The following is a 12,781-nucleotide window of genomic DNA, read 5'->3' as shown; positions in this document are numbered from 1 at the left end:
GTAATTGACGCGATGGAAATGCTAAAGTGAAAATTCTACGGAGGAAGCATTATGAAAATAATCTTTGTAAGACACGGAAAAGATGATAGCAACTATAGAGGTGGCTGGAGCACGATGGATTTGACAGAAGAAGGAAAAATCCAAGCGATGAGATTGGCTGAATTTTTGTATTCTCAGAAAGGGACTTTTGATATATCTAAAATTGTGTCAAGTGACTTGCCAAGAACAGTATCAACTGCAAAAGCAATATCGTATAAATTGAAAATTCCTTTTCATGTAGATGCGCGACTAAGAGAAATGAATAATGGTGAATTAGCAGGAATGAAAAATGAAGTGGCTTCCATAAAGTATCCGGGATTGTATTTTAACACACTAAGAATGGATGAAAAGTATCCTAATGGAGAATCTCCAAGGGAGTTTTTTGATAGAATTCAGAAGTGGTTTTTCGATTTCACCAAAATGTATGAAGATTTTGAAAGCAACATTATAGTGGTGACGCATAGTGGAGTTATAAATATTATCTATTATATTATAAACAATATGGCATGGACAAATAGGGAAAAACCGTTCAAGGTTTCAAATTGTAGTCTTCATATTCTAAATTCAAAGACCATGAAATTTGAAGAAAAAAACATCACGTACTTCTTGAATTGATTATAGAATATGAAAAGAATTCTAAAGAATTTTCGAAAAAGGATGGATAGTTTATGATTGAATTTAATGGGAATATTGGAGTAGAGTTTAGAAAATTGGCTCAAAATAAAAATTCCGAAGTCATGATATATGGATTAGATAGAGATTATTCATATAGTGATGTAGATGTTTACTCGGATGCAATCGCGAAAAAAATAGTTAATAAATGCAAAAAAAGACATATTCGAGTAGGACTATACTTGAATCATTCACCTTTAGTAATCATTTCGATTATAGCTGTATTAAAGGCTGGTTGTAGCTATGTTCCCATATCAAAGAAGCTAATGCCCAATAATAAGAAAATCATAGTTGAAGAAGCAAACGTAGAATTGATTATTACAGATGAACCTTGGAAATACACACCCACCGACTCTTTGGACGTTGAGCAGTGCATGTCTTATACCAGCAGTTCAAAAATAGAGTGTAGAACATATGATAACACATCGGAAGTTTATGTTCTTTTTACATCTGGAAGCACGGGAAAACCAAAAGGCTGTTCTGTAAACTATGGAAATCTAGTATACATTTTGTCGGGTTTACAAAAAATATGTCCAGTTTCTGATACATCGGTATATATGTTTTCTACACCATATAATTTTGATGTTTCAACAAGTGAAATATATGGATGGATAAATGGAGGAAAAATACTTGCAATAGATCTTACACTAGTAGAAAATTTGAAAAATTTCCCACAGTATGTACGTATGTATCACGTATCTCATTATGCGACCTCTCCATCTGTATTCTTAAATATGCTAAACAATTATAGTAATCAGGAGCTAGAATCAATAGCCTCAGAATTAAAATATGTAATGATTGCAGGTGAATCATTTAAGAGAAAAATTTACGAGATATGGAGAGAGAGACAGTGGGATTTCGGATTATTCAATCTATATGGGCCCACAGAAGCTACCGTTTATGCAACATATTATCGATTTGAAAAAAATCTAGAATTACAGGAAATTCCGATTGGAACTTGCATCGAGGGCTGCAAGTATGAAATTATAAATAAGGACAAAGATGGTAAAGGCGAACTGGTATTAAAGGGAAACGGAATTACAGATGGATATGTAAATAATGCCGAAGAATGCAAGAAAAGATTTTATAAAGAAAAAAGCACAAATTGCTATTGTACAGGAGATATAGTAGCAATGCACAATGGTATGTTGTATTTTTATGGGCGAAATGATGACCAAGTTCAAATACATGGAATACGATTAGAATTGAACGAAATTGAAAACACATTACGGGATATTGAAGGAGTAATGGACGTTGCTGTTGTGTACAATGAAAACCTGTTGGTTGGAAATTTCGTGGTAAAAAAAGGAGTAACAAAAGTTGAGTTGCTCAAGTACATGAATGAGAATATTCCTAAATATATGATTCCAAATTATTTTGAATTTGTTGATGAATTGGCAAGAACCATAAACAACAAAATTGATCGCAACATTATTTGGAGGCGATATAAAGAAAAGCAGAATATTGAAGTAAATAAAAATGAACAAAATGAAAATAAGGCCGTTCAAGACAAAATCATCTCGATTATGAAAGAGGCCTTAGGAAACAACGAAATCAATATAGGCTATAATTCCGATTTTTTTGAATCAGGTGGAGATTCTTTATCCGTGGTGAACCTACTTGTTGGAATTGAGCGGGAATTCGATATAGAATGCAATATTGATATGATTTATACTGCGAGAACTCCTTATAAACTATCCGAATATGTGCTCAAATCAAATGAAAATTTAGCGACGCACAAACAGCACAATTCGATGGAGATTCAGTTTGTGCTGAATGAAGTACAGCGATGCAACCAGAAAGTCTTCGATTTTCTAATTAATACCAACTCTTCTCCGGAAAGAGAATATCCCTGTTGCCATAACCAGTATATAATATACAACAATAAAATCAATCGATGCATAGCTTTCTCTTATTCTGTTTCAAAGCAATATAAAAGAGAAGATTTGAATTCAAAAATCGTAAAACTGCTCATTCAAAATCCTATTTTGCGTTCTAAAATTTTAAAACGCAATGAAAAATTATTTTTCACAGAATATACGGTTTCAGATAAGCTTGAAATTCCATATCTGAATTTGCAAAGTTGGAATTGTAAATTTGATGTAGTTGAGGATTATTTTTTAGAAGGATTCGAAAAATTGATTACAAATTTACGATATCAAAATGGCTTTTTGGCTTTGTTTGTTCTTTTAGAGGATGTTGAAAACTATCATATCGTATCCGTTTTAGATCATTGTATAGCTGATGCATCTAGTGTTTCAATTATAAAAAAGAAAATATCCGGTCTGCTCAATAATAAAAATGATGACACCAAGTATACATACTTTGATTATTGTACTTTTCTGAAAAAGAATAATTCTTTTTTGAAAATACTAAAATCTGATTATTTACAGGAAAGAATGGAATGCATGGTATGTAATGTTGATGACTTTATCAGCAATATACAAGATTTCAATACGACAATAGTTGTAAACCATGTCGAGGCATATTCAAGCATTGAAATTAGCATATTGATTTCTTATCTTATCGGCAGAATGGTACTTCAATGTACAAGCTTAAAAGCAGTTTCAATTAAAACTATATTGAACTTAAGGGAGTATGATGGATTTTCGTTTAAAGATACACTGGGGGATATGCATAGCAATGTTTCTTTTTTACTGCACAGAGAAATGAATTTTGAAAGTTTTAGAAAAAAAGCATATGATACCATAAAAATATATACTATCGACTTCATCAATTTTTCTTATGTGCATTTATACCAAGATGAACCTCGTTATGGAGAAGTTAAAGAGATTCTAGATAGGAGTGGACTTTTTTCTATTAATTACTTAGGAGATATTATGGGAAAGAAAAAGGAACTTTTCGATAACGAAATAAGAAAAGCTCAAAAAGAACTATATGATATAGAAAAAAAGATTTTTGCAACAGCCTATCGAGACAATAACAAAGTGTATATTTTAGCAAATAAAAATATTTCAAGATTAACTAATGAGGTATCTTCTTCGGAAATAGAGAACATGTGATAAGTTTGAATTGATTGAAGAGAATGCGATTGAAAATATTATAATCGCTTTGCTGCAAAGTAGGTCGAATGATTATTTGTTGGCTCTTTAAAACACTTGTGTCTATAATACGGATGATGAGCAGCCGGCACTTTTTGAATTATTCCTTGTACTTGAGAGCAGATAAATAAAAAGATTGTACATTTAGGCGGCTAGTGTTATACTGAAGCTATCAAAATATCGGAGGCTATTCTATGTCCAGACCTAAGGGAAGCAAAAACAAAGCTAAAACCGCAACAACGACTACCGATTTCTCTGCACAGATTGCTGAGAAGCAGTCTGCAAAGGAAGCCGTCACTGCTGAAATCGCATCCATTACCACTAATATCGATGCACTGAAAGCTGATCTGAAAGCCAAGAAGGTAGAGCTGAAGTCCATCGACAAGGAAATTGTCAAGATTGAAGCCAAAAAGATTAAGGCCGAAGCCAAAGCTGCGGAATTCGCTAAAAAAGCTGAAGCAGAAGATATCCTGAAAAAATTGCTGGCTAGTGGCATGAGCGCAGACGAGATTCTTGCGAAATTGAAGTGACTTGAAAATTTCAGACGCAGGAGTTGACAGGAGCAGCTACTCTGCAAGCAGGGCGAGCTGGTACCAACTCGCGATTTTTGAATCAGATTTTTCAAATCCAAATTCAAAATGCTTGTTGGGCTGTGCCCAATCCCCTATCGTTCCGCATCGTGCGATGCAGGCTGCGCGTTTGTTCCAAACACTTTTATAACAAAAAAGATAGCCTAGGGCTCTTCCATGAGGGAAGGGTCCTAGGCTATCTTCGTTTATCGGGACTTCGTTTTTTCGGTGCTGCTCTTTTCCTCTGCAAAGAACAGTTCTACGTTTCTCTTTGCACGAAGAAGCTCCTGCATTTCTTCTTTCGCTTTACGATAGTCCGGGTAGAGTGCTTTCTTTTCCGTCAGCAGCTTGGAATATTCCGTATCCAGTTCTTTCACCTTGGGGAGCTTTTTCAGGTTAGCTTCATCGAATGCCGCTTTCGCCGCCTTGTGCAGTGTGATCTCTGCACGATGACCTTCCAGAAAGTGCTTGCTGTATCCGGTCTTTCGGTAGGCATCATAGACTGGTCGCGTCTTGGCATAGTTGATGATGTGCGCTTTCAGCACCGCAATTTCTGCCAACCGCTTCTCAGCCGCTTTAATGGAATCGCCCAGTTCGTGATAGTGAGCAGTAGCGGCATCCACACGCTCCTGCATTTCTTCGATGCTGCCGATTTTATTTTCCTGCAAAAAAATCAGGGTCTTGGACATCTCTTTCAAATTGTAGCGTTTCGCCCACCGTGCATAGCCTTCGCTTTTGCCCTCAGAGAGCTTTGCCTGAATGTCCACCAACAGGTGGAACGGCTGCTCTTTCGGTGGCTGCTTCTGATGCGGGCGGTGTTCGGCTTCTCCGGCAATGACCGCCTTGATTTCATCTTCACTGTATCCTGCGCCCAGTCTCCGAAAACGGATAAAGCGTTTCTGCCGTGTTCCTTTGGCCGAAGTGTACTTTCCCCGTTTGATTTCGTAGCCCTGCTGTTCCAGCTTTTGAAGGAAGCTCTCGAAACTTGCAGGTTTCTCGTTCAGCAGGATGTTGTCAATTACGGCACACAACTTATCTCGATTGCTTTCTTTGGGTGGATAAAGTGTGCGCTTTTGCCGCTCCCGGTACGGCTTGATTTCAATAACGGACAACTGATGTTCCAGACAAATCAAATCGCTCAACCGCTGCACCGCCAGCCCGGACAATAAAAAATCCCGGAATTTCCGTGTGCTGTCCAGCGCAGTGGAGTTATAAATAATGTGGTTGTGGATGTGCTCCCGGTCCGTGTGGGTGGCAACGATAAACGCATACTTGCCTTTGGTGAAACGCATTGCCAGTTCGTAGCCCACCTTGTTGGCTTCCTCTGCGGTGATCTCTCCGGGCTTGAACGATTGACGAATCTGATAGGCGATCACATCACTTTTCTGCCTGCGCCCGGTGGCAAATTCGTATTGGCGTTTGGAAAGCATAAATTCTTCATCTACGGTTAGGGGACTGCATTCGTAACTGCTGACCAGTTCGCCCTGCTGTGTCTTGTCCGGGTTCTGGGCGTAATCCGTGCGGCTTTTCAGGCAGGCCGCAACGGATTTCCCCTTGTTTTTGTGCAGTGCAATCAATCTTGTTGCAGCCAGTTTGACCACCTCCCGGCAAAAAGAAAATGCCGCACAGTGGCGGCATAAATATTTTATAATCCTGCAATCCAGCCATTAAAACGCTCCGCTGCCTCTACGATCAAAGCACCCATGAAGATCAGCGTAAAACAGCCAAACTCCGCCACCAGCAAAATCAAAAACTGCAGCCATTCCCGGCAGTACAGCGTATAAAGGCCGCAGCCAAAAATATACAGCATGGGCAGAGCCAGCACAAACGCCGACAAGTTCAGCGCCCATTTCAGCATCAGCGCAAGGAAAGCCGTAAGCAGCCAAAACGGGAAAACGATCATCTTAAAAACGAACCTCATATCCAGCACCTGCCTTTCTTTCGCCCCTATTATAAAGGTGTCAACCATTGCGTTGCAAGGATGTCAACCCTTATGTATCTCCGCAGTCCTCCAACTGCGGAGAAAATTTTAGAGTTCAGCCAGCCGGGAGAGAATCTGCCGACCAATGTCGATCAGCTCATCCAGCCGCTGCCGCAGGTCCTCCATGTCGGTGGCGTAGATTTTGCCGCTCTCATTGGCACGTTTGGCGTACTGGTTCAGGTTGTTGCTGCACATCTGCAAAAGATACGCCATGCGGCGCAGCTGTGGCAGATCCAGATGCAAACAATATCCGTCCAGCGCCATCTTGCGCAGATAGGAGCCGATGCTCAGAATGCCGCTGGATTCCATTTTGTTCCGGATCCGTTCCAACTCCGGCTTGCTGACCCGGAAATGGAGCTGCTGGTCGCGACGGTCGTTCACCGGGCATCACCGTCCTTGTCCAGATAGCTTTTGAAGGGCTTCACCGGCTCCGGCTTGTCCGATTTTTCTTCCAGCGCCGCCAGCACCGAGGGGCGGCGAGGGGCATCCTCCTGTTCTTCCTCGTCCTGTTCTGGCTCGTGGCTTTTTTCGTCCACATCCAACTGGGCGTTCAGCTCCGCAAGCCGTGCGGATTTCTCTGCCAACTCTTCCTCCTGCGGGAAAGGCTTTTCCACCTCGATCTGCGCCGCCGCCTGCTGCTGATGCAGGGTAGTCAGCTCGTTTTCTGTGGCGGTGATACGCTCTGAGAAGTTGTTCAGCGAATTGTCCAGACGGATGATGTTGCCCAGCGGGTCGTTGCCCAAAGGTACCGTGTACTTTCGCTGCCCCTTCAAAAGAGCCTGATACTCCGTGCGGAAAGCATCGAACCGCAGGGACAGTTCAAAGCCCCGGTAACTGCCGATGACTTTTTCCTCAGCGTTTGGCAGTTCCGAGCAGGCAAGCACCAGACGCTCACCGGCGGTCTTTTTCTCGTCGTAGGCAACGCCCTTGATGACCATGCCGCAGAACTCCTCCTTGCCCTGCGGATGGGCGGCGGCGAGCTGTGCGTCCGCTTTCAGCCCGGTAATATAGGCGTTCGTTTCCTGAATGTCAGCCGGGAACTTGGTCAGCAGCTTGTCTTGCAAGCGGAATTTCTGGCTCTGGTGGTCAGCTTTCAGCACCTTCAGCTTTGCCACCTGCACATCCAAATCCATCTTCTCCTTGATGAGCGGATTTCCGGCACACAGTGCCTTGATCTCCGCATAGGAAAGTGCCTGTTCGTCCACATCCTCGCAGGAGCGCACCGGGGATTTGGAAGTCATGATTTGGCTGATGAATCGTTGTTTATTCTCAAGGGTCTGAAAGAGGTAGCTGTCAAATGTCCCTTCTGTGACGTAATTGAACACCTTGACTTCCTTATTCATATTGCCCTGTCGGATGATGCGCCCGTTGCGCTGGGTCATGTCGCTGGGCTTCCAGCCAACATCCAAGTGATGCACCGCTACAAGCCGGGACTGCACGTTGGTGCCTGCTCCCATTTTCGCTGTACTTCCGAGCAAAACTCGCACATCGCCGGAGCGCACTTTGGAGAACAAAGCTGCCTTTTTCGCTTCGGTATCGGCGTTGTGGATAAACTCGATCTCGTTTTCCGGCACACCGGCGGCAACCAACTTCTTACGAATATCCTCATACACGTTAAAGTTACCGTCATTTTTCGGCGTGGAGAGGTCGCAGAACAAAAGTTGAGTCAGCTTCTGGTCTTTGCCCTCCTCCCAGATCTTCAGCACGTTCCGTACACAGACGTTCAGCTTGCTGTTGGGGTCATCCGGCAGCGTGGGGTTCATCAGGCGCACATCCAGACCGATTTTTCTGCCGTCGTTTGTGACGCAGAGCATATTGTCCACAGACGCATCCACGGTGCCGGAGTGGATGCGGGCGGCACGCTTGCTCAGCTCCTGCACCATCTCCTTTTGGAGGTCGGACGGCTTTGCCACCACCGTTTCAAACTTTGCCTCCGGCACAGGCAGATGAAGCTGGTCGGCAGTCTTGATGTCTGCAACCTCCTTGAACATGGACATCAGTTCCGGCAGATTAAAGAACTTGGCGAATCGGGTGCGGGCACGGTAGCCTGTACCTTCGGGAGCTAATTCGATGGCTGTGGTAGTCTCGCCAAAGGTGGATGCCCAGCAGTCGAAGTGGGTCAGCTTTTTCTGCTGGAGGGTGCTGTATTGGAGGTACCGCATGACCGTGTACAGTTCGGTCATGGAGTTGCTCACAGGCGTACCCGTGGCAAACACCACGCCACGTCCGCCGGTGATCTCGTCCAGATAGCGGCATTTGCCAAACATATCGCTGGATTTTTGCGCTTCGCTGGTGGATAATCCTGCGACATTCCGCATTTTTGTGGTTAAAAAGAGGTTCTTGTAAAAATGGCTCTCGTCCACAAAAAGTCTGTCAACGCCCAGTTGTTCAAAGGTAATTACATCGTCTTTACGCTCATCGGAGCGCAGTTTTTCCAGCTTGGTTTCCAGCGTTTTCCGGGTCTTTTCCATCTGTTTGATGGAGAAATTCTCGCCTGCGTGGACTTTCAGCTCATTGATAGCGGCAAGCGTTTCATAAATTTGCTCCTGAATGATACGCTCCTGCCGCTCAAAGGACAGCGGAATGCGCTCAAATTGCGAATGGCCGATGATGACGGCATCGTAGTCGCCGGTGGCGATGCGGGCGCAGAATTTTTTGCGGTTGGCAGTTTCAAAGTCCTTGCGCCGTGCCACCAACAGCTTGGCATTCGGGTAGAGGTTCAGAAACTCCGAAGCCCACTGTTCTGTCAAATGGTTGGGCACTACGAAAAGGCTTTTCTGGCACAAGCCAAGGCGTTTTGCTTCCATGGCAGACGCAGCCATCTCGTAGGTCTTCCCAGCCCCAACTTCGTGTGCAAGCAACGTATTACCGCCATAAAGCACATGAGCGATGGCGTTGCGCTGGTGTTCCCGGAGGGTGATCTCCGGGTTCATGCCAACAAAGTGAATGTGGGAGCCATCGTATTCACGAGGGCGGGTAGAGTTGAACAGTTCGTTATACTGTTTTACCAGCGAGATGCGCCGCTGGGGGTCCTGCCAGACCCAGTTGGCGAAAGCATCCTTGATGACCTGCTGTTTTTGCTGTGCCAGCATGGTTTCCCGCTTGTTCAGCACACGTTTGGGTTTGCCCTCGGCATCCTCGATGGTGTCGTAGATGCGGACATCTTTCAGGTTCAGGGTCTCCTCCAGAATCTTATAGGCATTGGCACGGCTGGTGCCGTAGGTCTCGGAGGAAATAATGTCGCTCCGCCCGGTGGCAGTCTTGCCCTCCACACGCCACTCGGCGGTATACGGAGAATATCTCACTTTGACAGCATGACGCAGATAGTAGGGGATCTGGAAGGTCTCGGTCATAAACTTCTGGATAATACTGGGGTCGATCCACGTTGCACCCAAGCGCACATCAATTTCGGAGGCTTCCAGCTCTCTGGGCTGCGCCTTGGTCAGTGCCTCCACATTGACGGAAAACTCCGGGTTGGTCTCGGCGGCAAACTGCGCCATCCGCAGCTTTGCCCGGACATCGCCGGACAGGTACTCGTCTGCCATCTGCCAGCCCGCTTCCGGGTCGGTGGGGTCGGCGGCAGGGTCTTTGAAGATCACGCCGGAGAGTTCGGTGGTAATGCGCCCGTACTCGCCGGGTGTGCCCAGCAGCTCCGCCATATAGGGCAAGTCCACCTTGCCATGCTCTCCGATGGACACCGCCAATGCTTCGCTGGGGGTATCCACGCTGGTGACGGTGCGCTCCGGGCGAATGGTGCGTTTCGTAAACATCGCCGCTTTGGATTTAAGCTGCCCCTGCTCGTCCAGATTTTCCAAAGAGCAGAGCAGATAGTAAGAGGAATCCTGCTCAAACAGCCGCCCATTTTTGCGGTCGTTCAACAGCCCGTATTTGGCAGTAAAGGCATCGTAGGCGGCATTCAAATGCTCCTGCGTTGCCTTGATGTCCTCGTCCGGGTAATCCTCCAACTGCTGCTGAATCAGCTCGTTGACGATCTGCCGCAGTTCCACCATGCCGGTGACACGCCCCTTGGCAGTGTCGGACAGTTCTACCTGCGTCATCACGGAATTTTCCCGGTAGAAAACTTCGCCGTCCACCACCGTGTAGGAGAAGTTTTTGACCTCCGGGTCAGCCGGGAGAATATGCTTCTCGTTTTCGGCATCCGCAATATCTAGTGTTTCTACCTCAATTTCGGTGTATTGTCCCTCAATATGCTGCACCGCTTCTGCAAGCTGGTCGGCAAGGCTGGCGCCCTCGATGGGAGCAACGGTCAATTCCTCTCGTCCGTATTGGGTGCTTTCGATGGTCAGTTCGCCCAGCACCATCTCCGGGTGGTCTACGAAATACTGGTTGATGGCAAAGCCATCCTCGGTTTTGCCCAACTGCACCCAGTCCGGCTCATGGTCGATGGGGCGGTCACGCTTCTGCAGGAAGATAATGTCGCTGACAACATCCGTGCCAGCATTGGCGCGAAACGCATTATTCGGTAGACGGATAGCCCCCAACAGGTCAGCACGCTCTGCCATGTGCTTGCGGGCGGTGCTGTCCTTGCTGTCCATGGTATAGCGGCTGGTGACAAACGCCACGATGCCGCCCGGACGCACTTGGTCGATGGCCTTGGCGAAAAAGTAGTTGTGGATACTAAATCCCAACTTGTTGTACGCCTTATCGTTGACCTTGTACTGACCGAAAGGTACGTTTCCCACGGCAAGATCATAAAAGTCACGCCTGTCGGTGGTTTCAAAGCCAGCCACGGTAATGTCAGCCTGCGGGTACAGTTTTTTCGCAATGCGCCCGGTGATGCTGTCCAGCTCCACGCCGTACAAACGGCTGTCCGCCATGCTGTCCGGCAGCATTCCAAAGAAGTTGCCTACACCCATGGACGGCTCCAGAATGTTGCCAGACTGGAAGCCCACCTTTTCGACCGCATCATAAATAGAGCGAATCACCACCGGGGAGGTGTAGTGGGCGTTCAGAGTGCTGGAACGGGCGGCGGCGTATTCATCCTCAGAGAGCAGCCCTTTCAGTTCTGCGTATTCCTTTGCCCAGTTATCCTTATCCGGGTCAAAGGCATCTGCCAGACCGCCCCAGCCCACATACTGGGAAAGCACCTGCTGTTCCTCGGCAGTGGCACCCCGGTGCTCCTGTTCCAGCTTGACTAGGGTACGGATGGCTTCAATGTTCCGCGCGTACTTCTGCTTAGGACCTCCGACACCCAAATCATCATCCGTGATGTGGAAGTTCCCGGCAGATTCTGGCGCAGGTTCAGCATTCAGGGCTTCATCCAAGGTTGCGGCATCCGGGAAGGTCTGCACTTTTCCGTCCATCACAGTAGAGATGGGCAGTTCGTCCAGTTCTTCGTCCGATAGTTCCGGCTCAACTTGCCGCAGACCGTCCTCGAATTGTCGTTTGTTGATAACTTCGTTATCCCACGACTGCCCCTGTGCGCTGGTGTCGATGCGCACATCGGTATCACCGATATAGCCTACTGTTCCTTCAATCGTTCTGGTGGGAAGGTCTACTACAACTTCGTCCCCGACCTTATAGCTGACCTCTTTTTCGGGAACCAGATCAATGGCTGCGGCCTGCTGTTCTTCGTACAGTTCTCTGATGTGCGGAAGATGCTCATTGCGGAAAATGGGCAGTCTGTTTTTCGTCAGCTCCATGTCCTGCAAACTGACGGATTTGAACGTAAAATTAACGTGTTCCACCCGAAAATCCCGGCCATCCAGCTTGATGATGCTGCCGATTGGCAGATAATCCGCTTCCCGGAGATATTTTGTCTGGTGGTGGGAGCCATCTTCGTTCAAGCCAGCCAGATAGACGTTGTTGCCCGCTGCCCACAGCTTTTTAGATTCTGCTGCCCACTGCTCACTCGGAAAACCAGTTACTTTGACTTTGCCAAACACATTTTCCTGTGACAGAAGATTGGTGCGCAGAATCCGCTCCACAGCAACGGCATCTTTGTCATAGAACAGATAGTTACCGTTCAGTTCAAAGCCCACGAGGGTGTTGGGATACTGTTCTTTCAGAGCAGTGTACTCTGCGGCAACAGTGCCATCCAGCATCGGAAGCTGACACTCAGCTTCCTGTCTGGCAGTACGCTGCTCTTTTTCCTCATCGGTCAGGTAGCGGTCGGATTGGATCATCAGGTCGATATACTTTTCCACCTGCGCCCATTTCAGGGTGATTTTCTGGTGGTCGGGGTAACGAACAAATTCCAACCCCTTTCCATCATGGTTCACAAAACCGCTACTGCCATCCAGATAATCGTGAGAATGCCCACCGATGCCATACTCCTTTGCCAACGCCTTGGCACGGAGGTTGCGGTCAGGCTGGGTTTGGTACAGTGCCATAATGCGCTGCTTGCCACCTGCAAACCCAGAACCATGCTTACGCAGTTCGTTCTCAATTTCAGCCTGCGACAAAATAAAAGCGGAGGGCGTTTTTTCGCTCTCCGC

The 12,781-nt window shown here is 46.5% G+C and carries 7 protein-coding genes; 3 read left to right on the top strand and 4 right to left on the bottom strand.

From position 1 onward, the window contains the following. Positions 1-51 precede the first annotated feature (51 nt). From D3F01_RS06310 to D3F01_RS06300, 3 genes are all read left to right on the top strand, one after another. The gene (locus D3F01_RS06310) at positions 52-654 is read left to right on the top strand and encodes a histidine phosphatase family protein (RefSeq protein ID WP_242887048.1); all 603 of its coding nucleotides are present in this window, start codon (positions 52-54) and stop codon (positions 652-654) included. 53 nt (positions 655-707) lie between these two features. After that, a complete protein-coding gene (locus tag D3F01_RS06305; protein WP_242887045.1) occupies positions 708-3,734 on the top strand; it encodes a non-ribosomal peptide synthetase in 3,027 nt (1,008 codons plus the stop codon). A gap of 233 nt (positions 3,735-3,967) precedes the next feature. After that, entirely contained in the window at positions 3,968-4,303 is a 336-nt protein-coding gene (locus D3F01_RS06300) for a hypothetical protein (RefSeq protein WP_242887042.1), read from the top strand. A 245-nt stretch (positions 4,304-4,548) separates the two neighbouring features. Here D3F01_RS06300 and D3F01_RS06295 read toward each other — a convergent pair whose 3' ends face one another. The 4 genes from D3F01_RS06295 to D3F01_RS06280 form a co-directional block, all read right to left on the bottom strand. Continuing rightward, positions 4,549-5,934: a relaxase/mobilization nuclease domain-containing protein gene (locus tag D3F01_RS06295; protein ID WP_242887471.1), complete on the bottom strand. Its 1,386-nt coding sequence runs from the start codon at positions 5,932-5,934 to the stop codon at positions 4,549-4,551. Positions 5,935-5,987: 53 nt separating this feature from the next. Continuing rightward, positions 5,988-6,263 carry a hypothetical protein gene (locus D3F01_RS06290; protein ID WP_242887469.1) on the bottom strand — a complete coding sequence of 92 codons (276 nt, stop codon included), beginning with the start codon at positions 6,261-6,263 and terminating at the stop codon, positions 5,988-5,990. A gap of 108 nt (positions 6,264-6,371) precedes the next feature. Beyond that, positions 6,372-6,704 (bottom strand): plasmid mobilization relaxosome protein MobC, encoded by a 333-nt coding sequence (mobC, locus tag D3F01_RS06285; RefSeq protein ID WP_242887024.1) that lies wholly within the window; start codon positions 6,702-6,704, stop codon positions 6,372-6,374. Then, a complete protein-coding gene (locus D3F01_RS06280; protein WP_242887466.1) occupies positions 6,701-12,469 on the bottom strand; it encodes a DEAD/DEAH box helicase family protein in 5,769 nt (1,922 codons plus the stop codon). The genes mobC and D3F01_RS06280 overlap by 4 nt, the downstream gene beginning before the upstream one ends. Positions 12,470-12,781 lie beyond the last annotated feature (312 nt).

The organism is Faecalibacterium sp. BCRC 81149 (assembly GCF_022750605.1).
GTDB lineage: Bacteria > Bacillota > Clostridia > Oscillospirales > Ruminococcaceae > Faecalibacterium > Faecalibacterium duncaniae.
This window is presented reverse-complemented; position numbering and strand designations above follow the sequence as displayed.

Bases quoted from the DNA above. Each gene is read 5' to 3' on its own strand.
- D3F01_RS06310 (WP_242887048.1), top strand. From the start codon at position 52: ATGAAAATAATCTTTGTAAGACACGGAAAAGATGATAGCAACTATAGA.
- D3F01_RS06305 (WP_242887045.1), top strand. From the start codon at position 708: ATGATTGAATTTAATGGGAATATTGGAGTAGAGTTTAGAAAATTGGCT.
- D3F01_RS06300 (WP_242887042.1), top strand. From the start codon at position 3,968: ATGTCCAGACCTAAGGGAAGCAAAAACAAAGCTAAAACCGCAACAACG.
- D3F01_RS06290 (WP_242887469.1), bottom strand. From the start codon at position 6,263: ATGAGGTTCGTTTTTAAGATGATCGTTTTCCCGTTTTGGCTGCTTACG.
- D3F01_RS06280 (WP_242887466.1), bottom strand. From the start codon at position 12,469: ATGATCCAATCCGACCGCTACCTGACCGATGAGGAAAAAGAGCAGCGT.